Source organism: Herbiconiux ginsengi (genome assembly GCF_900107435.1).
GTDB lineage: Bacteria > Actinomycetota > Actinomycetes > Actinomycetales > Microbacteriaceae > Herbiconiux > Herbiconiux ginsengi.
This window is the reverse complement of record NZ_FNPZ01000002.1, coordinates 772,012-796,415: the sequence shown is the minus strand read 5'-3', so window position 1 is coordinate 796,415 and position 24,404 is coordinate 772,012. Positions and strand designations below refer to the sequence as shown.

Annotated in this window: 18 protein-coding genes; 15 read left to right on the top strand and 3 right to left on the bottom strand. The window is 70.5% G+C overall.

Features of this window, described 5'->3' with window-relative positions; genetic code table 11:
• Positions 1-37 precede the first annotated feature (37 nt).
• The gene (locus tag BLW00_RS12000) at positions 38-1,690 is read left to right on the top strand and encodes a sensor histidine kinase (protein WP_092554211.1); all 1,653 of its coding nucleotides are present in this window, start codon (positions 38-40) and stop codon (positions 1,688-1,690) included.
• A 190-nt stretch (positions 1,691-1,880) separates the two neighbouring features.
• Complete coding sequence (locus BLW00_RS11995) at positions 1,881-2,570, top strand: response regulator transcription factor (protein WP_092554208.1); 690 nt, start codon at positions 1,881-1,883, stop codon at positions 2,568-2,570.
• An 88-nt stretch (positions 2,571-2,658) separates the two neighbouring features.
• Here the strand turns inward: BLW00_RS11995 and BLW00_RS11990 are convergent, their stop codons facing one another.
• The gene (locus BLW00_RS11990; RefSeq protein WP_092554751.1) at positions 2,659-3,534 is read right to left on the bottom strand and encodes a LysR substrate-binding domain-containing protein; all 876 of its coding nucleotides are present in this window, start codon (positions 3,532-3,534) and stop codon (positions 2,659-2,661) included.
• 114 nt (positions 3,535-3,648) lie between these two features.
• On the opposite strand from BLW00_RS11990, the gene BLW00_RS11985 reads away from it, so the two are divergent.
• Positions 3,649-4,968: an MFS transporter gene (locus tag BLW00_RS11985; RefSeq protein ID WP_245741540.1), complete on the top strand. Its 1,320-nt coding sequence runs from the start codon at positions 3,649-3,651 to the stop codon at positions 4,966-4,968.
• Between the two features lie 122 nt (positions 4,969-5,090).
• Here BLW00_RS11985 and BLW00_RS11980 read toward each other — a convergent pair whose 3' ends face one another.
• Positions 5,091-7,004, bottom strand: coding sequence for an FAD-dependent monooxygenase (locus tag BLW00_RS11980; protein WP_092554205.1), 1,914 nt, complete (start codon positions 7,002-7,004; stop codon positions 5,091-5,093).
• A 49-nt stretch (positions 7,005-7,053) separates the two neighbouring features.
• Between BLW00_RS11980 and BLW00_RS11975 the strand changes: the two genes are divergently transcribed.
• Positions 7,054-8,025, top strand: a complete 972-nt coding sequence (locus tag BLW00_RS11975) for an oxygenase MpaB family protein (protein WP_092554203.1) — start codon at positions 7,054-7,056, stop codon at positions 8,023-8,025.
• Positions 8,026-8,099: 74 nt separating this feature from the next.
• On the opposite strand, the gene BLW00_RS11970 is transcribed toward BLW00_RS11975, so the two are convergent.
• Complete coding sequence (locus BLW00_RS11970) at positions 8,100-8,945, bottom strand: ABC transporter ATP-binding protein (protein ID WP_092554200.1); 846 nt, start codon at positions 8,943-8,945, stop codon at positions 8,100-8,102.
• 210 nt (positions 8,946-9,155) lie between these two features.
• Between BLW00_RS11970 and BLW00_RS22935 the strand changes: the two genes are divergently transcribed.
• From BLW00_RS22935 to BLW00_RS11915, 11 genes are all read left to right on the top strand, one after another.
• A complete protein-coding gene (locus BLW00_RS22935; RefSeq protein WP_092554197.1) occupies positions 9,156-10,178 on the top strand; it encodes a lytic transglycosylase domain-containing protein in 1,023 nt (340 codons plus the stop codon).
• Positions 10,175-12,067: a protein kinase domain-containing protein gene (locus tag BLW00_RS11960; protein WP_092554194.1), complete on the top strand. Its 1,893-nt coding sequence runs from the start codon at positions 10,175-10,177 to the stop codon at positions 12,065-12,067. Before BLW00_RS22935 ends, BLW00_RS11960 begins: the two co-directional genes overlap by 4 nt.
• 108 nt (positions 12,068-12,175) lie before the next feature.
• A complete protein-coding gene (pstC, locus tag BLW00_RS11955) occupies positions 12,176-13,255 on the top strand; it encodes a phosphate ABC transporter permease subunit PstC (RefSeq protein WP_245741539.1) in 1,080 nt (359 codons plus the stop codon).
• 4 nt (positions 13,256-13,259) lie between these two features.
• Positions 13,260-14,624: a phosphate ABC transporter permease PstA gene (gene pstA / locus BLW00_RS11950; RefSeq protein ID WP_092554191.1), complete on the top strand. Its 1,365-nt coding sequence runs from the start codon at positions 13,260-13,262 to the stop codon at positions 14,622-14,624.
• Positions 14,621-16,249, top strand: a complete 1,629-nt coding sequence (gene pstS, locus BLW00_RS11945; RefSeq protein ID WP_245741538.1) for a phosphate ABC transporter substrate-binding protein PstS — start codon at positions 14,621-14,623, stop codon at positions 16,247-16,249. Before pstA ends, pstS begins: the two co-directional genes overlap by 4 nt.
• Positions 16,250-16,487: 238 nt before the next feature.
• Positions 16,488-18,953, top strand: coding sequence for a hypothetical protein (locus BLW00_RS11940; protein WP_139256697.1), 2,466 nt, complete (start codon positions 16,488-16,490; stop codon positions 18,951-18,953).
• A 112-nt stretch (positions 18,954-19,065) separates the two neighbouring features.
• Positions 19,066-20,172 carry a hypothetical protein gene (locus BLW00_RS11935; RefSeq protein WP_092554185.1) on the top strand — a complete coding sequence of 369 codons (1,107 nt, stop codon included), beginning with the start codon at positions 19,066-19,068 and terminating at the stop codon, positions 20,170-20,172.
• Between the two features lie 32 nt (positions 20,173-20,204).
• Positions 20,205-21,281 carry a hypothetical protein gene (locus BLW00_RS11930; protein ID WP_092554182.1) on the top strand — a complete coding sequence of 359 codons (1,077 nt, stop codon included), beginning with the start codon at positions 20,205-20,207 and terminating at the stop codon, positions 21,279-21,281.
• 133 nt (positions 21,282-21,414) lie between these two features.
• The gene (locus tag BLW00_RS11925) at positions 21,415-22,506 is read left to right on the top strand and encodes a COG1361 family protein (RefSeq protein ID WP_092554179.1); all 1,092 of its coding nucleotides are present in this window, start codon (positions 21,415-21,417) and stop codon (positions 22,504-22,506) included.
• Positions 22,506-23,264 (top strand): hypothetical protein, encoded by a 759-nt coding sequence (locus BLW00_RS11920; protein WP_092554176.1) that lies wholly within the window; start codon positions 22,506-22,508, stop codon positions 23,262-23,264. Before BLW00_RS11925 ends, BLW00_RS11920 begins: the two co-directional genes overlap by 1 nt.
• Positions 23,261-24,244, top strand: coding sequence for a sortase (locus tag BLW00_RS11915; RefSeq protein ID WP_245741537.1), 984 nt, complete (start codon positions 23,261-23,263; stop codon positions 24,242-24,244). Before BLW00_RS11920 ends, BLW00_RS11915 begins: the two co-directional genes overlap by 4 nt.
• Positions 24,245-24,404: the final 160 nt, after the last annotated feature.

Below are 24,404 nucleotides of genomic sequence, written 5' to 3'. Positions count from 1 at the left end.
GTCGGGCCGGCGGCTGGGACAATCGAAGGGACCGGACATGACCACCACGCAAAACGACGAGGTCGTCGGGATCGCCGCCGAGGCGCGGCGACTCGCATTCGAGGAGCACCAAGAGCAGGGAGACTCGCGGATGGCGTCACCACCCCCCACCCGACGCGGCACCCTCTACGGGCGGCTCTGGCGCGGAGTGCCGCGCGAGCTCGGCTTCCTCCTGCCGACGCTCCCGATCGTGATCGCGGGCATGGTGACCCTCGTCACCCTGTTCAGCACCGGCGTCGGCACCCTGATCATCATGGTCGGATTCTTCTTGCTCGTGGCCACGATGTGGGTGGCCCGCGGCTTCGGCGCCTTCGAGGTGCGGCGACTGCGAGCCGCGGGGTTCCCTGCCATCCCGGCGCCCGAGTGGCGCGTGGTGGCCGGCGGGGGCTGGTTCACGCGTGCGATCGGTGTGTTCCGCAACGGGCACTACTGGCTCGCACTGCTGCACGGGGCCGTCGTGAACTTCATCGTCGGCGTGGTGACCTGGTCGATCGCGATCACCTGGGTCGCGACCGGGCTCGGCGGGGCGACGTACTGGTTCTACAGCCGCTGGATTCCGCAGGGCGACCGGCGCTGGGGACTGCTGCAGGTGATCGCCGACTTCTTCTCGCCCGGTGCCGGAACGGGGATCGACCAGCGGCTCGGCGACAACATCGTCATGTTCGTGGCGGGCGTGGTGTTCCTCGCGACCCTGCCGTTCGTCACCCGGGGGCTGGTGTCGGTGCACTACGGAATCGCGCGCGGGATGCTCGGCCCGTTCCGCTCGGATGCGCTGCGTCGCGAAGTGCTCGAGCTCTCGGCGTCGCGCGGGGCTGCGGTGGCGGCCGAGGGGCACTCGCTGCGGCGGCTCGAGCGCGACATCCACGACGGACCGCAGCAGCGCCTCGTGCGCCTGCAGATGGACATCGCCGCGGCCGAGCGCCAGATCGACACCGACCCGGAGCGGGCGCGGCAGCTGCTCGAGGAGGCGATGTCGCAGTCGCGGGAAGCGCTCGACGAGCTGCGCTCGCTCTCGCGCGGGTTCGCGCCTCCCATCCTGTTGGATCGCGGGCTCGTGGCCGCGCTGGAGTCGGCGGCCGTTCGGAGTCCGGTGCCGACCCGGGTGGTGAGCTCGCTGCCGGCGGGGCTGCGCGTGCCGCAGGAGATCGAACGGAACGCCTACTTCGTGGCGAGCGAGGCGCTCGCCAACGTGGCGAAGCACGCCGAGGCGCGGTCGGTGGAGGTGCGGGTCGCGGTGCGGTCGGCCGCGAGCGGGGCCGGGGGCGGGGGTGCGGGCGCTGCGGGTGGCGCTGCCGGTGCCGGTAGCCCTGCGGGGGCCTGGGCCGGTGGGCGGGCGGGTTCCGATGGAGGCGCGGGCGCCGTCGGCCGCGGTTCAGGTTCCGGCGCGGGAGCCCAGGCCGGTGGGCGGGCGGGTTCCGACGGGGGCGCGGGCGCCGTCGGCGTCGCGTCGTGGCTCGACGTGACCGTGGTCGACGACGGGCGCGGTGGTGCGGCGCCGCTCGAGGGTCACGGCCTGGCCGGACTCGAGCAGCGCCTGCGTGGTGTCGGCGGCTCACTGGAGCTGATGAGCCCCGCCGGTGGCCCGACGGTGCTCGCGGCGCACCTGCCGTTCACGGCGTCGGCGCCTTCGCCGGCCGCGCCGCGGATCTGATCCGCACCCGCATCCGTCGCGCGTGAGCACGGAGCACGGAGCGCGGAACTCGGGCCGTGGGCGGATCTGGCGGTGTGCGGCCGTCAGGCACGAGGAACTCCATCCCGACGGGGCGCGACGTCGACCCCGGCCGGCTTGATGCCGGCGCCGGCCGCGGACGGGCGGGCGGCGCCGGCCATAGGCTGGGCGGATGAGTGTGGCGGGGACGGTGGGCGACGGCGACAGCGTGCACGAGCGCGCCCTGCGTGTGGTGGTCGCCGACGACTCCGTGCTGCTGCGCGAGGGGCTCGTGCGGGTGCTGGCCGAGACCGGGGTCGAGGTCGTGGGCGCCTACGGCGACGGCGACTCGCTGCTCGCGGCCCTCGACGAGACGGTGCCCGATCTCGCCGTGCTCGACGTGCGGATGCCGCCGACCTTCCGAGATGAAGGCGTGCGTGCCGCGATCCGGGCCCGCGAGCTCCGGCCGGCCCTGGGCATCCTGCTGCTCTCGCAGTACGTCGAGGTGACCTACGCGCAGGAACTGCTCGCATCCGGAGCCGGCGGCATCGGTTACCTGCTCAAAGACCGCGTGGCGTCGCTCACCGAACTCGACGACGCGGTGCGCCGGATCGCCGCGGGCGGCACCGTGCTCGACCCCGAAGTGGTGGGGCAGCTGCTCGGGCGCCGGCACGACCCCCTCGAGACGCTCACCCCGCGGGAGCACGAGGTGCTCGCCCTCATGGCCGAGGGCCGCACGAACGCCGCGATCGCCGCGCGCCTGGTGATCGGCGTGGGCGCGGTGGAGAAGAACGTGACATCCATCTTCCAGAAACTCGCCCTCGACGACTCCGGCACCGACCACCGCCGTGTGCTCGCCGTGCTCACCTGGCTCCAGCGCTGAGCACTCGCCCTCGCCAGGTAGCGCAAAGTAGCCCTTGAGGGGCTCCTAGGGCACACTTTGCGCTACCTCGCGAGCCGCCTCCCTCGCTTCAGGCGCCGGTGCGGGAGAGGGCGCGGCCGAGAATCGCCGAGGAGAGCGCCTCCACGGGCTCGGCGGGCGCGGTGGGGTTCGAGAGCAAGGTGAAGTCGACCTCGCCGAGGTCGGGCAGGTCGAACTTGTTGCTCACCTTCACCAGGTCGTCGGGAATGAGCGTGTGCGGAAAAGCCGCCACGCCGATCCCCGCCCGCACGGCCGCCAGCACCCCGTTCACTTCGCGGGTGTTGCAGGTGATGCGCCAGGTGCGCCCTGCGGCCTCCAGTGCGTCGATCGCGAGCTGCCGGCTGATGCTCGGCGCCTGGTAGGCGATCATCGGCACCGGTTCGCCCGGCTCGATGATGGTCTTCTCCTCGGCGATCCACACCATCGTGTCGCGGCGCACCACCCGGCCGAGTTCCGGGATGGCGCCGTCGGGCGCATCCGGAATCTGCTTGATGAAGATGAGATCGAGGCGGCCGGCCTTCAGCTGGCGGTAGAGCGGCAGGCTCTGGTTGACGGTGAGCTCGAGGTTGATCTGCGGGTAGAGCTGCCGGAAGTGGCGCAGGATGCGCGGCAACTGGGTGATGGCGAGATCGTCGGCGGCGCCGAAGCGCAGGCGCCCGCGCATCGCCGACCCCGAGAAGTAGCTCGCGGCCGACGCGTGCGCCGCGAGGATCGTGCGCGCGAAGCCTGCCATGGCGTCGCCGTTGTCGGTGAGCGTCACCACGCGGGTGTCGCGCGCGATCAGCAGGCGGCCCGACGCGGTCTCGAGCTTGCGCACCTGCTGGCTGACGGTCGGCTGACTCAACCCGAGCTGGGCCGCCGCCTTCGTGAAACTGTGGGTCTCGGCCACGGCCAGGAAGGTGCGGAGGAGTGCGGGATCGAACACGGCGCATCCGTTCATCATTCGAAAAACCAATAGGACTTATAGCTCCAATTTAGTCTCGGAATGCTGCTGCCACCCCTACCGTTGTAGAAAGCGAACTATCTACCAGGAACCGATGTGACCGCGACACTGAACCAGTACCCCCAGACCGAACCGATCTCCGTCCAGAGTTCTCCGCCCCCGTGGCGTCACACCCTCGTCTCCCTCTCGGTGCGCAACTACCGCATCTTCGCTCTGACGAACCTCGTCGCGATGACCGCGGTGTGGATGCAGCGGATCGCCCAGGACTGGCTGGTTCTCGAGCTCTCGGGCAGCGTCGCGGCGGTGGGTGTGACGGTGGCGCTGCAGTTCGCGCCGATGCTCGTGTTCGGCCTGGTGGGCGGCGTGATCGTCGACCGCTATCCGAAGCGGGTGCTGCTCATGATCACGCAGACCGCCGCCGTCTTCACCAGTCTCACGCTCGCCATCCTCACCCTCACGGGCACGGTGCAGGTGTGGCACATCTATGTCGTGGCTGTGGTGCTCGGCTTCGTGACCGTGATCGACAACCCGGCGCGGCAGGTGTTCACCAACGAACTGGTGGGCCCGCGGTATCTGCGCAACGCGATCAGCCTCAACTCCTCGATGTTCCAGCTCGGCGGGCTGATCGGGCCGGCCGTCAGCGGGGCGCTGCTGGTGGCGGTGGGTGCGGGCTGGTCGTTCGGCATCAATGCCGTGGCGTGTGCGCTCGTGGTGTTCGCGCTCAGCAGGCTGCGGGTGAGCGAGCTCTTCCCGGCCCCGGTGGCTCCGCGGGCGAAGGGGCAGCTGGTCGAGGGCATCCGCTACGTGCGCGGCAAGCCCGCCATCCTCTGGACCATCGTGATGCTCGCGGTGCTGGCCGTCTTCTCACAGAACATGCCGGTCATCCTCGCCGCCTACGCCAGCGACGTCTTCGACGCAGGGCCCGGCGGATACGGCCTGTTCAACACCCTCGTGGCCGTCGGCGCCCTGACCGGCGCGCTGCTGTCGACGCGGCGGCGGGTGGTGCGGCTGCGCACGGTGATCGGGCTCGCCGGTGTGTACGGGCTGCTGCAGGCGGCGAGCGGATGGATGCCCAGCGAATACCTGTTCGGTGCGGCCCTCGTGCTGGTCGGGTTCGGGTGGCTGATGTTCATCACCTGCGCGAACGCACTGGTGCAGATGTCGTCGAACACGGCGATCCGCGGACGGGTGATGTCGCTCTACGTGCTCGTGCTGCTCGGCGGGCAGTCGATCGGCGGACCGGCCATGGGCTGGGTGGTGGAGCACTTCGGCGCGCACGTCGGGATGGTGCTCTCGGGCGCGGTGCCGGCGCTCGCCGCGGCGGTGATCGGCCTGCTGATCGCGCGACGCTCGCGGCTGCGGGTGCGGGTGAGCCTGCGGCGGCGGGACCCGCTCGTCGCGATCGTGGGGAGCTGACCGGCCCGCTTCCCCGTGTGCCCGATTCGTCGATCCGCACGGTTTCGCGGAATCCGTGCCCTCGATAGCGCGAAAACGTGCGGATGAGTGCGGCTGCGCGTGGGTGCGTGGGTGCGTGGGTGTCAGCCGAGGGCGCGCACGATGCGCATCGCCCAGCGGTGGCGCGCGAAGCGGGCGAGCGACGTCTCGCCGCGGCAGAAGCGCACGAAGTAACGGGCGCCGCGCCGGGAGCGGAGCATCGCGTGCACGAGGCCGCGGTGCCGTTCGAAGGCGGCGAGGACGGCGGCTCCCGCGCGCATCTCGGCCCCGAGCTCGGCATCCACCCGCGCTCCGTAGGCGGCGAGCGGATCGGCGGATGCGGCCGCAGTTGGGGTCGCGGATGCGCTGCGCGGGACGGCTGCGGTGGGGGTTGCGGGTGCCGTGGGGGTGACAGCTGCCGTGGGCGGAACCTCCGCATTGGGGGTGGCGGGTGCGCTGCGCGGGGCGGCTGCTGTGGGGGTGGCGGGTGCGGTGGGCGGGAAGTCTGCCGCGGGCGTGGTGGACGTGCCGAGGCGCGCAGCGGACGCGGCGGCCTGGCCGGCCCAGGCGCCGGAACGCAGGGCGAACGAGATGCCCTCGCGCGTCCAGGGCTCGAGGAGCCCCGCGGCGTCGCCCGCTACGATCACCCGCCCGCGGCGGAGCGGCGAGGTGCCGGTGCGCCACTGCGTGAGGTGTCCCGAGGAGTGCAGCGTCTCCGCCCCGGCCAGCCCCAGGTGAGCGCGCCAGGCGGCGAGGTAGTCGCGCGTCGCATCCGGAGCGCCCTTGCGCTGGATCACGCCCACCGTCAGCGAGTCGCCCTTCGGGAACACCCAGGCATAGCTTCCGGATGCGCCGCCCCAGTCGAGATACACGGTGTCGCGCCACCGGGTGTCGTCGGCGGGCATCGCGACCTCGTCTTCCAGGCCGAGGTCGATGCCACCGGGCACGACGCCGACGTAGCGGCCGATGCGACCTCCCGTGCCGTCGGCACCGATCACGACGCGGGCCCGCACGGTGCCGGCGCTGGTGCGCACGGTGACGAGCTGATCGGATTCCGCGGGCACGGTGCGCGCATCTGCCGGGCGGGCGGCGTCGCCCTCTGCCGGGCCACGTGTGGCCGGGGCGCCCGCATCCGTGGCAGCGGCGGTCACGAGGTCGGCCGAGCCCTGTGCGGATCGGGCCCGCGCATCCGGTGGGTCGCGGTCGTCGGCGGCCGGGCCATTCCTCGGTGACCGGCCCGGTGCGGGAGGCGGCCCGGCCGGCGCAGCGAGGGGGTCGCCCGGCTGGGTGATCTCGCGCACGGCGATGCCGTCGACGAACCGGGCTCCGGCATCCTGAGCGGCCTCGACCAGGGCCTGGTCGAACTCGATGCGGCGCACCATGGCGAGGTACGGCTCGGGTTGCCGCAGGCGGAACGGGCGGCGGAAGCGCGAGGTGACGAGCGAGTCGGCGACACGGGACTCGATCGTCGCGCGCGCCCGCTCGGGGATCAGCCGCAGCGACTCGCCGAGGAGCCCGCCGCCGCAGGTCTTGTAGCGGGGGAAGGGCGCGCGGTCGAGCAGGAGCACGGTGGCGCCGGCGAGGGCCGCGGTGCGGGCGGCGGTCGAGCCGGCGGGGCCGGCGCCGACGACGAGCACGTCCCACACGGTGTCGATCCAGTCGAGCGCAGGCGCCGGGTCGACCCCCGGTCGAGACGCCGGTTCGGCGCCTTCGATATTCACCGGTTCGGGAGCCGCTGCGCTCTCCGGTTCGGCCGCCGGACCGGGGTGCTTCGGGGTGGCGTGCTGGTGGATGGGCGCGACGTTGCGTGGGGCAACCCGCTGAAGGGTGGGCGCGGCGTGTTCCGCGGCGGCCTGACCGTGGATGGGTGCGACGTCGTCCGGGGCAACCCGCTGAAGGGTGGGCGCGGCGTGTTCCGCGGCGGCCTGACCGTGGATGGGCGAGGCGTCGTCCGGGGTGGCGTGCTGGTGGGTGGGGCCGGCGGGTTCCGGGGCGGGGTGCTCGGGATCGCGGGCCATGGGTTCAGGCTATCGCCGCTCTCCGAGTTCACGATGCTACGGTCGCTGCATGCTGAGGCTCGCCGACATCGCACCCGAGAGCGTGCTGCTCGCCGGGGCCGGTCGTGCCATCCTCCTGCAGATCGCCTACCCCGCGATCGGCTACGGCGTCGCCCGCCACAGCGACTTCGCGAACCGCCCGATGGACCGTCTGAACGCCACCCTGAGCTACATCTACGCTCTCGCCTCCGGATCGGACGACGACGTGCGCCTGATGCGCCGCGCCGTCAACCGGGCGCACGCGGGGGTGCGCAACCCGCCGCGCGCGTCGCCCTCCTCCGTTTCCGGAGGAGCAGTTGCGCATGACCGGGGTGGGGAGGGTTCGTCGAGCGCTCGTCCTCCCGGGAAGAACGACGCCGGAGAAGCGATGGACATCGGCGATGCGATGGGCGGCGGCGCGCCTCCGGGTGACCCGGTCTCCGGCGCACAGGCGGGAGTGCCGGCATCGGAGAACCCCCATCCGGCCGATCCGCTCTACGACGCCTATGACCCGCACCTGCAGCTCTGGGTGGCCGCGACGCTCTACGACACGGCGCTCACCGTGTACCAGACGGTGTACGGCCCGCTCGACGACGAGTCGGCCGACCACGTCTACCGCGAATACGCCCGGCTCGGCACCACACTGCAGATGCCCGCCGAGCTGTGGCCGGCCGATCGGGCCGCCTTCCGCGCCTACTGGACCGAGACCGTGGCGACGCTGCGGGTCGACGACACGATCCGCGGGGTGGCGGATGCGCTGTTGCGCGCCGAGAAGGCCCCGCTGCCGATCCGCGCCGCAATGCCCGTGGCTCGGCTGGTCACTGTCGCGCTGCTGCCGGAGTCGGTGCGGCGGGAGTACCGCTTCGCCTGGTCGCCGCGCCGCGACCGGAAGTTCGCCCTCGTGGTGCGCTTCGGCGCCCCCGTGTATCGCGTGCTGCCCCGCGCCCTCCGGCGCTGGCCGCAGCGGCACTACGTGTCCCGCATCCGCACCACCTACGCCTGACCCGCCACCGCCCTCGCATCGATTCGCCAAGACACGCCGCAACGGCTCGGTGCGGAGCGGCGTGTCTTGGCGATTCAGCGCCCGGCCGGCGCCGGGGACGTCGCGGGTGCGTCGTGCGCGGTCGAACGCGCGTGCCAGCGGCCGCGGCGGTGCTCGATCTCGATCGGATGCGCGAAGCAGGCGGTGATGTTCGCCGTGGTGAGCACATCCGTCGCACGGCCGATGGAGGTGATGCGTCCGTCGGCGAGCAGCATCGCGTGGGTGGTGCTGCGGGGGAGCTCCTCGAGGTGATGCGTCACGAGCACTGACGCGAGGGCCGGATGGGCGATCCGCACCCGGTCGACCGTGTCGAGCAACTGCTCGCGCGCAGCGACGTCGAGGCCGGTGGACGGCTCGTCGAGCAGCAGCAGTTCGGGGTCGGTCATCAGGGCGCGCGCGATGAGGGTGCGGCCGCGTTCGCCCTGGGACAGGGTCGTCCACGGCTCTTCGGCCTTGCCGTCGAGGCCGAGCAGGTGCACGTAGTCGTTCGCCCGACCGAGCTCGGCGGTTGTGGGCTCCCAGCGCGGCACGAGTTCGACGGTGCCGGTGACACCGGTGAGCACGACGTCACGGATGCTGAGCGCCGATGTGAGCGGATGCCGCGGGTTCACGTGCCCGATCGACCGCCGAAGCCGCTGCAGCTCCACCCGTCCGATGCGATGGCCGAGCACGAACACCTCGCCCGCCGTCGGGTGCTGCAGCGCGCCGCAGAGGCTGAGGATGGTGCTCTTGCCGGCGCCGTTCGGCCCGATCAGCGCCCAGTGCTCACCGGGATGCACGGCGAAGTCGATGTCGTCGAGGATGACGCGCCCGTTGCGCACGAACCGCACGTCGCGCAACTCGAGCACGGCGGCGGCACCGGCGTCCGCGATGGAGTTCATCCCCCCATTCTGTCCTCCCCCGCGCAGGCCCCCTGTCGTCGTCAGTGCTCGGGCGGACGATGCGCGTTCGGGAGGACGCCCCGTCCTCCCGAAGGTCGACCTGCTGCCGTATTCCTCCCGAGCATCGACGTGTGTGGGCGGCAAGACCTCGACACCCCTTCTTCACCCGACGGACGGACAGCGGACACCTGCGACCGCGACAGTTCGGGCATGACTGCCCGCGTGGGTTCCGGACTCCTGATCTCCGCACTGGTGGTACTCGCGTGCTGGCTGCTGGTCGGTGCCGTGAGCGCGGCGGCCGAGCCGCGGGCGGGAGCGGATGCCTGGTCAGGCACGGGCGAAACCGTCGCCGCGCCGCTCGTGCCCGGCGGCGGCACCGGCGCCGGTGCCCGGGGATCGAGCGACGCCGACGCCGCATCCGGGACCGGCGGGGCGGGCGGCCCGAACGGGACCGGCGCACAGGACGGGACGGGCGCGACGGGAGGCCTGGGCGCGACGGGCGGCCCGGGCGGCCCGGGCGGCCCGGGCGGGACGGGCGGGACGGGCGGCCCGGGCGAGACCGGCGGCCCGGGCGCGACGGGCACCTCGGGCCCTTCGGCGAACCCCGGCACCCCCTCCGTCACCCCCGCGCTTGCCGCAGTCGACCCGGTCTGGGCCGCCGGTGTCGCCCAGGCGACCGGCATCCCGCAGCGAGCCCTCATCGGCTACGCCGGTGCCGCACTCTCCCTGCAGCGCGAACAACCCACGTGCTCCGTGGGCTGGAACACGATCGCCGCACTCGGCTGGATCGAGTCCGGCCATGGCACCCACGGGGGCTCGGCGATCGGCGTGGGCGGCCCGAATGACGGCGTGACGACCCCGCGCATCCTGGGCCCCGCTCTCGACGGCGGCGAATTCGACGCGATCGACGACACGGATGCCGGGACCCTCGACGGCGACCCGGATGGCGATCGCGCGGTGGGCCCGATGCAGTTCATCCCGTCGACCTGGCAGACCTGGGGCGCCGACGGCAGCGGGGACGGCGTGGCCGATCCGCAGCAGATCGACGACGCGAGCCTCGCCGCCGCCCGCTACCTCTGCCACTACGGCGATCTCGGAGACGCCGGCACCTGGCGCACCGCCGTCTTCGCCTACAACCACGTGGAGAGCTACGTCGACTCCGTCGCCGCCACCGCGAACCAGTACGCCGCGCAGGCCGCCGCGGTCTCCGAGACCTCGGGGGCCGGTGGATGACCGACGACGAGCACGCGAACGACGGTCTGGTCTCGGGGCGCTTCCGGCTCGGCGGGCTGCTCGGATCGGGCGGGTCGGCATCGGTGTATCAGGCGCTGGACGTCGAAACGGGGGAGACCATCGCGCTGAAGGTGCTGCATCCGCACCTCTCGCGATCCGATGCCGCGCGTGATGCGTTCTTCGCCGAGGCGCGAGCGGCCGAGGTGCTGCGGCACCCGAACATCGTCGCCGTGCGGGGCGTGGGCGTGCACGAATACGGCAGCGACCCCCTGGCCTGGATCGCGCTCGAACACGCGCTCGGCACGAGCCTCGCCGAACTCGTCGATCGCGAGGGCCCGCTCACGTTCGGCGACGCCCTCGCCGTGGCCGATGGAGTGCTCTCGGCCCTGGCCTACGCGCACGCTGCCGGGCTCATCCACCGTGATGTGTCCCCCGCGAATGTCATGGTGGCTCGCGATCCGCGGGGCCTCCTGCGCCCCTCGGGCGTGCGTCTGGTCGACTTCGGGCTCGCGGACGCCGCGGGTCGCGCCGCTGTCGGAACCGATGTGCTTCGCACCCCTGCTCCGGCATCTGTCACCGGGGCAGGCACCGCCGACACCCCCACCGGCGGCGTGCTCGGCAACGTGAACTTCCTCTCGCCCGAACAAGCCCGTGGCGACCCGGTCGACGAACGCGGTGACATCTACCAACTCGGTGCCATGCTGTACTTCGCTCTCGTCGGTCATCCGCCGTTCGTGCGCGACGATCCCCGCGCCGTGATGCTCGCTCACGTCCAGGCGCCTCCGCCGGTGCCGTCGGTGGCGCGCCACGGAACACCGCGCGCGGTGGATCGCATCGTGGTGCGCGCCCTCCTGAAAGACCCCGGTCTGCGGTTCGAGAGCGCCGACGAGATGCAGCTCGCCGTGCGCACCGCGGCCCGCCACCTCGGTGCGTCGTCGCCCCCGGCGGGTGCGGATGCCCGTGTCGGCCTGTCCGCCGATGGTGACCCGTCACCGCGGTCCGGGAGTGCAGCCGATGCGAAGACCATCGTGTTGTCGCGCGCCGGCGCCCGTAGCCGTGAACGCACGAGTGCCGTAGCGCCGGCCGACGCGTCGACACGCCGGGCGGGTGTCCGCCCCGTTTCGCTCGCGTACAGCGGAGCGGGAGCACCCGACGGGCCGGCAGTGCTGCGCTCCGGGTCACCGGTAGTTGGCGCATCGGCAGCCCCCCGAGGCCGCTTCGGGCTCTGGATGATCCTCGGGCTCGCCGCGAGCGTCGTGGTCGTGGCCTGGGCCCTCGCCTCCGGCACCACCCCGCCGCCGACCCAGGCCGCTGGGCCCGAGTCGGCCGATCCGCCGCCGGTCTCGGCCCCTGCCACCTCCGCGCCGCCAGTGCCGCAGACCTCCGCGGCACCTCTCGTGCGCGTTCCCGAACTCGCCGCCGGCTCGCTCTCGGCCGCCCGCGACGTGCTCGCCGCAGCGGGCCTGATCGTCGGCGTCGTCACCCCGGAGAATTCGGCCCTGGCCGCCGAGACCGTGCTCGCGGCCGACCCCGTCAGCGGCAGCGAGCTCGCGGCAGGGGGCACGGTGAACCTGGTCGTGGCGTCCGGATCGAACGTGGTTCCGCGCGTTGCCGGATCGGCGCAGAACGACGCGGTAGCCACCCTGCGCAGCGCTGGATTCGAGACCCTCGTCACCACCCGCGCCGACGATGCCGCGCCCGGCACCGTGCTCGGCAGCTCACCGTCCGACGGCACCGTGGCGCGTCTGGGCACCACGGTGAGCGTCGTTGTCGCCGCGCCCCGGCCTCCGGCCGGCACCCCTACGAGCACTCCGACATCCACCCCGACCTCCACCGCCACGCCCGATCCCACCTCCACCGCCCCACCGCGCCCCCCGAGCGAGGGGTGAGCCGGCCTGCCGCGCCCGTCTCTCCACGCCGCGGCTACGGCCCCTTCAGCAGCACACCCCCGGCCGTTCACCTGCCGCGCCGAACATCAGGCCCATGGTGGGTGGCCCGTGACCGAGAAGGACGTCTTTCAGACGATCGACGACGTCTTCCTGGAGAACGAGCGCACAGAACTGCTCGCCCCGGTCGGAGGCGACGGGGGCGACGGCGGCACGGATGCCCCGCGCAAGCGTTCCCTCCAGTCGCGTCGTTCCCGCTCCGACACCGTCTTCCAGACCGTCGCGTTCGCGGCCGGCGCGACCACGGTCGGCATCATGCTCGCGGTGGGTCTGTTTCTCTCGATCCGTGCCGGCTCGGCCTTGCAGGTCGCCGGGATCTCGTTCCTCTTCACCCAGGAATGGTCGCCTGAGACGGGGCACTTCGGTATCGCTGCCGTGCTCTTCGGCACGGTCACCATCGCCATCATCGCCCTCTGCGTGGGCTTTCCGCTCGCGCTCGGAACCGCCCTCCTGCTCTCCGAGGTCGTGCGCGGGCGAGTGCGCTCGTTCCTGGTGTCGCTGGTCGACCTGATGGCCGCGGTGCCCAGCATCGTCTTCGGCCTCTGGGGAGTGTTCTTCCTGCAGGCGGCGATCGTGCCGGTGGCCGAATGGATCTCGACCTACTTCGGCTGGATCCCCTTCTTCGCCGTCACGGGCGATGACGGCGCGCGACTCACCGAAGCCAGCGCCTTCACCTCGAGCGCGTTCATCGCCGGCATCGTCGTGGGTCTCATGGTGGTGCCGACACAGGCATCCGTCATGCGCGAGGCCTTCTCGCAGGCGCCGATCGGTGAACGCGAGGGCGCATTCGCGCTGGGAGCGACGCGGTGGGGCATGATCGCCACGGTCGTGCTGCCCTTCGGCCGCGGCGGCATCATCGGCGGCACCATGCTCGGTCTCGGCCGGGCGCTCGGCGAGACGATCGCGGTCTACATGATCATCTCGCCGCTGTTCAGCATCAACTGGCAGGTGCTGAAGACCGGCACGAACTCGGTCTCGGCCCTGATCGCCCTGCGCTACGGCGAGGCCAGCGAGTTCGGCCTCTCGGCCCTGATGGCCGCGGGCCTCGTGCTCTTCCTCATCACCCTCGTCGTGAACTTCACCGCGTCGTCGATCGTGGCTCGGTCGCGTTCCGGCGCAGAGAGCCTGTGACCCGATGACCACCACCTACGAAGCGCCCGGTTCCGCCTCCGCCCCCGGCGGGCCCGATGCCGTCACCGCGGTCGTCGCCGCCGATTTCGAGACCGACGAGTACGAGGCCGACTTCGGCGGCGAAGCGCCCACGCGCATCCCGTCATCGGAGGGCGTCGAGATCGGCCCGCGCCGAGGGGTGCGCTCGGCGACCCTCGACGAACGGTTCAACATCGTCGGCTCGCTCGCCGGCGGCATGGCCCTGGCCACCCTGCTCTTCGGCTGGATCAGCCCGCTGACGGGCGTCGTCGGATGGTTCGTCGTCGCGTACCTGGCCTTCATCGGGTTCTACATGCTGCTCGTGTCGATGCGGTCCGACTTCCAGGAGGTGAAGGATCGCGTCGCGACCGTGCTCATGGTGAGCGCCGGAGTGATGCTGTTCGGCGCCCTCGTCTTCATCGTCGTCTACACGCTCATTCGCGGGTCGGAAGCGCTGCCGTACGTCAACTTCTTCACCCAGACGATGGAGCTCACCGGACCTCTCGACCCCCTTTCGTCGGGCGGGATCCTGCACGCGATCGTGGGCACGCTGATCCAGATCTCGATCGCACTCGCCATCACCGTGCCGCTCGGCATCGCTACGGCCGTCTTCCTCAACGAGGTGGGCGGACGCTTCGCCCGCTTCGTGCGCACCATTGCGGATGCCATGACCGCCTTGCCGTCGATCGTCGCCGGTCTCTTCGTGTACGCGGCGATCATCCAGCTGTTCACGCATCAGCGCTCGGGATTCGCGGCGGCGCTCGCGATCACGGTGATGATGCTGCCCATCGTGATCCGTGCCTCTGACGTGGTGCTGCGGCTCGTGCCGGGAAACCTGCGCGAGGCCTCCTACGCCCTCGGCACCACGCGATGGCGAACCGTCTGGCACGTCGTGCTGCCGACGGCGCGGTCGGGTCTGGTCACGGCCGTCATCCTGGGCACCGCCCGCGGTATCGGCGAGACCTCTCCCGTGCTGCTCACCTCGGGCATCACCGCGGTGATGAACGTCAACCCCTTCGAGGGGCCGATGATCTCGCTGCCGTTGCAGGTGTTCGATTTCGTGCGCTCGCCCGAGCCCACGATGATCGCTCGCGGCTTCGGCACCGCGGCGGTGCTCATCCTGCTCGTGCTCGGCCTGTTCATCGTCGCCCGCGTGATCGGGGGCCGTGGCCCAGGCCAGCTCTCCGACCGCCAACGCCGCAACGCCCAGGCAGAATCGCTGCGCGACCTGCAGCGCATCACGATGCTCGACGACCGGATCTACGCGGGGGACTACCCGCCCGCACGCGCGACGCAGAACATCGTCTCCACCGCCCCGAAGCCCTCCGACCCCGAGGAGACCTCCCTGTGACGCCGAAGATCCGTGCGGCCCGCGCCGTGCTCATGTTGCTGGCCACCGCCTTGCTCGCGGTCGTCGCCACCGGAACAATCGCCGCCGCGCCCGCCCAGGCGGCGGACATCTACGAGAAGATCTCGGGCACCGGCTCCACCTGGTCGCAGAACGCTCTCGACCAGTGGCGTAAGAACGTGGCAGCGAACTACGGCATGGTCGTGAACTACTCCGGCGTCGGTTCGTCGGCGGGCCGTCAGGACTTCATCAACGGCACTGTCGACTTCGCGGTCAGTGAGATCCCGTTCCAGCCGAATCCGGAAGACGGGTCACCCCCCGAGGTTCCGAAGACGGGTTACGCCTACATGCCCATCGTGGCCGGTGGAACCTCGTTCATGTACAACCTCAAGATCAACGGCAAGCGGGTGACGAATCTGCGCCTCTCGGGCGACGTCATCACGAAGATCTTCACCGGCATCATCACGAAGTGGAACGACCCGGCCGTGCAGGACGACAATCCCGGCCTCGCGATGCCCGACCAGTCGATCGTTCCGGTGGTGCGCTCCGACGGCTCGGGATCGACGGCGCAGTTCACCCTCTGGATGTCGAAGCAGTACCCCGACCTGTGGTCGTCCTTCTCCGGACGCACCGGCCTCACCTCGCAATACCCCGCAACGGCGGCCATGAAGTCGCAGAACGGCTCGCTCGGCGTCGCAGGCTATGTCGCTCAGGGCTACGGTGAGGGCGCCATCACCTACGTGGAGTACTCCTACGCCAAGAACTCCGGCTTCCCGGTGGCCAAGGTGCTGAACAGCGCGGGCTACTACGTCGAGCCGCGTGCGACATCCGTGGCCGTTGCCCTGATGCAAGCCCAGATCGACGAGAACCCGAGTTCGCCGGACTATCTCACCCAGATTCTCGACAACGTGTACAACAACGGCGACCCTCGGTCGTATCCGCTGTCGAGCTACTCCTACATGATCGTTCCCACTCAGGTCGCGGGCATCTTCACCGAGGAGAAGGGGAAGACGCTCGGTGCGTTCGCGCGCTACATGCTCTGTGAGGGTCAACAGCAGGCCGACACGCTCGGCTACTCGCCACTGCCCATGAACCTGGTGCTGGCCGGGTCGACGCAGATCAGTCGAATCCCGGGCGCGGGGGCGACCGGTATCGACGAGAACTCGTGCAACAACCCGACCTTCAGCCCGGGTGACTCGCCGAACAACAACCAGCTGGCCATCACGGCGCCGCAGCCGGCGGACTGCGACAAGAAGGGATCGGGCTCGCAGTGCACCACCGGCACCGGCGGCGCCACCGAGAACACCGATCCGACCGGAGCCGCGCCCGGTGGCGCAGCTGCCGACGCGGGCGCTTCCGCTGCCGGCGCCGGCACTGGTGCCGGAGCCGGAGCGGCAGCCGCATCCGGGGGCTCTGGTGGGGCCGCTGTCTACGACGAGAACGGGGCACTCGTCTCCGGTGGCTCGGCGGTGGCAGGCGCGGCTGTGTCGAGTCCGTTCACCCTCCCCGACCCGGGGATGGGGCCGCAGCAGTGGCTGATGGTGGCCGCCGGAGTGCTACTGCTCGCCGCCGTGATCGTGCCTCCGCTCGCCTCTCGACGCCTGAAGCGCGGCGGCGGCGGTTCCTGACGTACCCCGTTCGCGGGGCGTCGGCGAGCCGCGACGTCAGCGCGAAATCTCGGAGGGAAGTCTCCTTCCTGCGCTGTTCATCCCATCGACACCGAGCGCCCATACCTTGGCGTCGTTCTCAGGAAATCCGCTGGATTTCAGCTTGGAGTCTGCTGTGTCTCGTGCCGCCCGCCATCGCCGGAAACCCCGGCGTCAGTGGTTGGTCTCGTTGGCCGTCGGAGCGGTCACGGGACTCTCCGTGGGCTCACTGCTCGTGCTCACGGGTGTGACCGATCCGGGAACGCCCGCTCTCGCGGCCGACTCGTCCGTCGTCACCGTCTCGGCCAATCAGCAGGACCTCGACCTCGAGTCGGCACCCATGCCCGACCTCAGCGTGACCGTCTCCCAGACGCGCGACCTGCTCGCGCAGGGAATCGAGGTCAGCTGGACCGGCGGTGTGAAGTCGGAGGTGCCGAGCGGACAGACCGGCGGCAAGAACTTCCTGCAGATCATGCAGTGCTGGGGCGACGACCCCGAGAACCCGGGTCAGCCGGATCGCACCACGTGCCAGTACGGCGGCTTCAACACCCCCGGCGCCACCCGCGACTCCACCATCAGCGACGACAAGAACGTCGCGGAGCAAGACGTGAAGTACACCGCCTACGGCTCGGACTTCATCAACCCCACGTACACCTCGATCCCGTTCAAGTCGAAGACCGGAGTCACCATCGCCTCGGTGGTCGACGGCAAGAAGGTCGACGTCGACGTCAACACGAACCCCTTCTTCACCCGGCTCACCTCCAACGAGGTGTCGTGGGCGGGCTCCGGATCCAACGGCGAAGGCTCCGTGAAGTTCGAGGTGCAGACCGCCACCCAGGCGTCGGGCCTCGGCTGCGGGGCCCCCGTCACCGGTGCCGGCAACGTCATCACCGGGGCATCCTGCTGGCTCGTCATCATTCCCCGCGGCACAGCCGACGTGGGTGAGAACGACGTGCTCAAGTCGGGGTTGCTCTGGGACAACTGGAAGCACCGCCTCGCGGTGAAGCTCGACTTCCTGCCCGATGGAGCCCGCTGCACCATCGGCGCCAAAGAGCGCCAGCTCTCGGGCAGCGAGCTCGCCTCGGTGGCCATCGCGTCGTGGCAGCCCACGTTGTGCGGCGCCAAGGGCGGCGCGGTTTACAGCACGATCACGGGAGCGGAATCGGATGCCGCGCTCGCGGCGAACGGCACCACGGCGGCGCCTCTCGCGCTGACATCTCGCGCGCTCTCGACGCCCGACGTCACCGACAAACTCACCTACGCTCCGATCGCGTTGACCGGCATCTCGGTCGCGTTCGCCATCGACCGGGAGCCGAACGCCCTGGGAGAGGTGCCCGACGACGCCAAGGCGCGGGCGAGGCTCCCTTTTTCGTCGATGAACCTCACGCCTCGCCTCGTGGCGAAACTGCTCACCAGCTCCTACCTCGACTCGTTGCCGACCGGCGCATCGAAGGAGCATCTCGGCTACAAAGGCCCGGCCGACGCCGGACACAACCCGCGCAACATCACCTACGACCCCGATTTTCTCGCGATCAACGACGAAGAATGGGCGTATCAGTCGATCAACGCCCCGTCGCTCTCGGATCTGATCGCACCGCAGGGCCGCTCGGATGCCGCGTGGGCGCTCTGGTCGTACGTGATGAGCGATCAGGATGCCGTCGACTTCCTCTCCGGCGTACCCGACCCCTGGAAGATGACCGTCAATCCGTGGAGTTCGCTCAACCCGGATGTCTACAACGCCGTCTCGGGCGGAGTCGGCGCCCCGCTCACCTTCCCTCGAGACGACTTCCCGAAGGCCGATCCGACCGAGCAGCCGGTTGCGGCCGACGGCGCGGCCTCGGTCAACTCCGTGACGTGGCGCCCGTACACCAACGACCTCTCCACGAGCGCCTATCTGGTGCTCCGCGGCGACGGGCAGGTGCTCGGCGCGTGGGACCCGGTGGCGGCGCCGCCGAAATACACCAAGACCAGTCGTAGCCTCACCGGTCTGCAGCGGGTGATCGGGCTGACCGACACCGGCGCCGCGGCGAAGTACCAGGTGTTCGAGGCGAAGCTGCGCAATCCCGCCGGAAAGTTCGTGGCCCCCGACGACACCTCGCTCGCCGCCGCCGCTGCCGCCATGACCGTCGACCCCACCCAGTCGCAGGTCTATCGATTCGATCCGGGCTCCGATCAGGCGAAGGCTGCAGAGAACGCCTACCCGCTCGCTGTTCCGGTGTACGCGGCCGTGAACAAGGAGATGAGCGATGCGGCCCTTCGGGCCGACTACGCGAACTTCATCATCTACGCCGCCACCGCCGGTCAGGAACCCGGCACCGGGTTCGGCCAGCTCCCGGCGGGCTACGCGCCGATTCCGCAAGGGTGGAGCGACCAGGCCGTCTCGGCAGCCGCCGTGATCGCCTCCGGCAAGTCGACGACGCCCCCGACCACTCCGGCCAAGCCCGCCGCGACCACGCCGCGAACGGTGACGGCGCCGCCGGTGCCCGCCGCGCCTGCGCCGCCGGTGAGTGCGCCGGTGTCCGACCCGTCCGCATCCGGGGGAGCCGCGGCGGCTCTCGTCGGCAAGCCGACCCCGGCCGATCAGAAGCTCGGTGCCATCTCGGGTGCCGTGCCCCTGGCGATCCTCGCCGGGCTCCTCGCGGCGGTCGCCGTGCCGTTCATCACCCGCATCAGGAGACGACTCTGATGCCCCACATTCTTGGACCCGTCAACGCCGGGGCAGATCCCCGCCGGTGCACCAAGTCGAAGCAGCCGCGCCGCGGACGCTCGGAATCACATCCTGAAAGGATCACTCTCCCGTGAAGATCAAGAAGGTAGTCGCCCTCGGCGCAGCCCTGGGCGTCGCGCTCGCAGGCGTCGCGTTGGCCGCTCCGGCCAACGCCGAGCCGGTCTCGAACAGCTACGTGCTGGTCGGTTCCGACACGCTGCAAGACTCCATCAACGCTCTGACCAACGGCACCAACGTCAGCGGTTCGGTCGTGCGCACCACCGCTGCCGGCGCCACCCTTGGCAACTACGACGCGTTCGGCTCGTCGGTCATCCAGACCAAGCCCAACGGCGCCTACTTCGGCCGCCCCGCCGGCTCCGGCGCGGGCGTGACCGCGCTGCGCGCCTCGATCACCGGCAACCCCTACACTCCCAACCCCAACCCCGCCAACGTTCCGGCACGCGTCGTCACCGGTCAGATCGACATCGCCCGCTCGTCCAGCGGCCCCGGTTCGAACGCGAACTCGGCCGGTCTGCTCTCCTACGTGCCCTACGCCCGTGACGCCGTGGCGTACGCCTACAACGGCTCCAACTCCGACCTCGCCGCGCTGACCACCGCTCAGCTCAAGCAGATCTACGAGTCGAGCACTCCCGTCGTCATCGGCAGCACCACGGTCAAGCCGCGCATCCCGCAGAGCGGCTCGGGCACCCGCAACTTCTTCCTGAGCGCAATCGGTGTCACCACCCTCGGCTCGACCGTGACCGATGCCAACGGCACCACCCCGGAGAACGACGCGAGCGTGCTCGCCGCCGACGAGATCATCCCGTTCTCGGCCGCCAGCTGGATCGCCCAGTCGAACGGCGCCACCGGCCTCAACACCATCACCAACGCCAACGTCAAGCTCGGTGCGCCCAACGGCAACGCTGCATACACCGGCACCGGCAACGCGCTCGTTCCGAGCGACGCGTTCTACGCCTCGAGCTTCGGCCGCGACACCTACCTGGTGGTCGAGTACAAGCGAGTCAACTCGAGCGACCCGGCCTACGACCCCAAGCTCGCCGCCCTGCTCAACCCGGCCAACGCGACCAGCCTCACCAACACCGGAACCTTCGCCAGCACCGCCGGCGCCGTGAAGCGCAAGTTCGGCTTCCTGGCCCCCTCCTCCGCAACCCCCATTCGCGCATACACCACCCTGTAGCGCTGAGAAAACCAGAAACGGATCGTAACCACATGTTCAAGAAGAACGCTCTCCGCGTCGCGATGGTCGGCGTCGTCGCCGGCACGATCATCGCCGTCTCGGCCGGCGCGGCCAACGCCGCGGTCGACCCCACCACGGGCTCCAAGGGCCCGCTCTACATCGCCGACGCCAACGACGGCTCGCTCTGGCCGGTCACCACGCCGGTGCCGTTCAGCCAGGCCGTCATCGCCCGCGCCAGCGACACCGACCTCGCGGCCGTGTTCGTCGGGTCGAACGACTCGACCGGGGTGGAGACCTTCATCTCGCCCCGCGGTCAGGAGACCAACCCGAGCGCCTGGCTCGCCTACGCGCCCAACGACTTCATCCAGGGCACGAAGAACGTCAGCTACCCCTCGATGCGTCTGGACGACAACATCAACGGGTCGCTCACCGCGGTCAAGGCCGGTGGCAACTTCTCGGTCGGCTTCGCGTTCATGAAGAACAACTACCTGAACGTGTCGGCCGATGGTGCGTACTTCACCAACATCACCGTCACCCCGGGCACCGGCGGCGCCGACCCGACCTGGGAGTTCGCGGTTCCGAGCACCACCGTGCCGGAGCAGCCTCCGGTCGGTTCGGCCGAGATCAACCTCCAGGCCACCACCATCGGCGCCGTCGACGGCACGCTCAACCTGGTCGCTCCCACCGTCGGCACCGCCAAGATCGAGAACCCGACCATCGTCGGCGGCCTCTCGACCTCCACCGGTACCCTCGGCGAGTTCACCGTGCAGGACACCCGCGTCGTCTCGCACCCGGGCTGGACCGTGACCACCAAGGTCGACCCGTTCGTGAACGCTTCTGACGCTTCCAAGGTCATCGCGAACACGCAGCTCGGTCTCGCTCCGGCAGCCGCCGCGAACTTCACGCTGAACCCGCTCGTCACGCTCGCCAACCCGCAGGTCGCTGGTTCGGCGAACTACGGGGGAACCGGGGCTGTGTTCGCCCAGGCGGGCAACACGAGCGCGGTGCCGGAGTCGAAGTTCAACGCCGCCCTCACGTTCGTGGCCCCCGCGAACATGCCGGCCGGTACCTACAACTCGAAGCTCACGCTCACGCTGACCTCGAAGTAGCACCGAGAGGGGGGTCGCGCAGCCGCGCGGCCCCCCTTTTTGGGGTGCCGGATGTCTCGATCCGAACCTCCTCGTTCACACCTCCTTCATCTCCCTGCTGCCGCTTCGCCAACTCCTCCTGGATAAATCAACTGTGCCTCTCATCCCCGCTCTGGATCGTCTGTCTCGACGTGTCGTCGCCGTCGCCCTGATCGCCGCAGCCCTCACCGGCGGCCTGCTCGCGGCCTCGCCCGCCGCCTCCGCTCAGGCGGACGACACCGACGGCATCTCGGGTGCACCCTCCACCGAGACATCGGCCGACGGCCGGAGCCGCTTCAGCTACCAGGCGGCCCCGGGCCAGCAGCTCACCGACAACTACATCGTGCGCAACACCGGCACGACACCCAAGACCATGAAGGTGTTCGCCACCGACGCCTACAACACCGAAGACGGCTCGTACGGTCTTCTCGACACGGGTGTCGTTCCGACCGACGCGGGCACCTGGCTCACGTTCGACGGCGGGGCGACGCAGCTGGACATCCCGCTCGACCCCGGTGCATCCCAGGTGGTGCCGTTCACCCTGAACGTTCCGGCCGACGCCGCTCCCGGCGACCACGCGGCGGGAATCGTGATCTCGGTCACCGGCGCCGAAGGGCAGATCCTGGTCGACCGCCGCGTGGCTACCCGGGTCTACGTGCGGGTTCCCGGCGACCTCCAGCCGGCCCTCACCATCTCGAGCATCGCCGCCGACTACCACGGCGAACTGAACCCGCTCGACGGCAAGACCACCATCACCTTCACGGTGCAGAACACCGGCAACGTCGCGCTCGGCGCGAACATGCTGGCCGGTGTGAACACCTACCTCGGCATCGGGGTCGCGGCCCAGGTGCGCCAGGAGCTGTCGGAGATGCTTCCGGGCAGCACCCGCACCATCACGATGACGGTGCCCGGCACCGGGCAGTGGGGCTACCTGAATCCGTACGTCATGATGCAGCCCACCGTCGACGAGGAGGCGCTCGACCCGGGGCCGCTGCCGACCGTCAGCCGCGACACCATCACCTTCGCGGTGCCCTGGCTGCTGCTGGTGCTGCTGGTCATCGTCGCCGGCGTCTATTTCTTCATCCGTCTCCGTCGGGCACGCGACGAGAAGACCGCGCGGGACTGGATCGCCTACACCGAGGCGGAGGCCCGTCGCAAAGCGCGCGAGCAGGCCGAGCAGCGGTCGACGATCTCGAACGGCTCGTGATGCGCCCGTCGAGAATCCTCGCCGCCGGTCTCGGGGCGTTCGCGCTCGTCGGTCTCGTCGCCGTCGGTCTCGGCACCGGCTCGTCCGCGTACGCGGCCGACGACGTGCCGCCCACGGGTGTCAATCTGCAGGTCACCGTGGTGCCGGGTTCCGGGGGGACGAGCAGCCCCTCGCCGGCTGCGAACACGCCCAACCGCACCACCACGACGACCGAGGGCGGTTCGACCGTCACCAGCGGGCCCGTCTCGGCCCCCGCGCTCGGTGACGACGAATACAGCATCGGGGGCATCCTCTACGTCTCCGGCCTGAACACCGAATACCGACCGTCGATCGATCCGCTCGGTGGTGAGCTCAGCGCGCAGTTCACCGTTCGCAACGTGTCGAGCTCCATCATCGACAGCACTGCGCGATTCTGGGTGACCGGGCCGTTCGGCAATGAACTCGGTTCCGTCGACGGGGTAGCCGTGAACGGCCTCAAACCGAACGAGAAGGTGGTCGTGCAGTCGACCCTCACCGGTGTCGGCCAGTGGACCTTCGCGACGGCGCACTACACCCTCACCCCGCCGGCAACGGTCGACGGCGTCGCCCTCGAGCCGATGACACGCGATACCTTCGTGTTCCTGCCGCCGTGGTTCCTGCTGGCCCTCGCGGCGGTGGCCGGCGTCGCGTACGTGATCGTGAGGATCGTGCGTGATGGCAGCGCATCCGTCGCGCCCGCCGGAGTCGGCGCCGCTGCGACGCAGGAGTCGACCGCGTGACCAGCACGACGGAGGCGCCACCGCCCGCGCCACTCATCGGCGGCGGCGCATCCGTTGCTCCTCCACCGGCACCGCCGAAACCGCCGCGCATGCCCAAGCGCATGCCGCGGTCGATGGTGCCGCTGGCGCCGCTCAGCCAGTCGCAACTGCTGCTGCGAAGCTGCCTCGCCCTCGTCGCCGCCGTCCTGCTCGCATTCGCGGTGAACCTGATGGTGCTCAGCCACCTGCAGCACCTCGTTGCGCAGCAGCAACTGACCGACGCGTTCCGCGCCCAGCTCTCGGCGGGAACGGCGCCGGTGAGTGAAGGCGCGTTCGACGACACCCTGCTGCCGGATGGCGCGCCCGTGGCCTTGATCCAGATCCCGGCGATCGGGGTCAACGAGGTCGTCGTGGAGGGCACCACGAGCGGTGAGCTCACGAGCGGCCCGGGTCATCGGCGTGACACCGTACTGCCCGGTCAGGAGGGCGTCAGCGTCATCATGGGCCGGGCGGCCGCCTACGGTGGGCCGTTCAGTCGCATCCAGGAACTCGCGCCCGGCGAGACCTTCACCGTGCTGACCGGCCAGGGCGAGCAGAAGTTCGAGGTGATCGGGGTGCGCTATGCCGGCGACCTCGCACCGCCCAGCCCGATCGCGGGCGAGAGTCGGCTGATCCTCGAGACCGCCCGAGGCGCCGCGTTCATCCCCACGGGTGTCGCTCGCGTGGATGCCCACCTCGTCTCCGAGACCGAACCCGCCGGCGCGCGGCAGAGCAGCTTCCGCACCCTGCCGTCGCAATCGCTCGAACTCGCCACCGACACCAGCACGGTGTGGGCGCTCGTCTTCGCGCTGCAGTTCTTCGTGATCGCCGAGATCGCCGCGGTGTGGTCGTACCGGCGCATCGGCGCCCAGAAGATGTGGGTGGTCTTCGTGCCGGTGATGGTGCTCGGCGGTCTGCTCATCGCCGATCAGGTCACCCGACTCCTCCCCAACATGCTGTGACGACAGCGGAACGGACAATCATGAGCGACAGCCCCACCGACGTGCCTGCTCCAACGGCCGAGGACATCACCACTGTCATGCCTCCGCTCAGCCGGCGGGAGCAGCGGCGCATCATGAAGGGCGCCGGTCCGCGCGACTGGGTGCCGCCGACGGTCGCCAC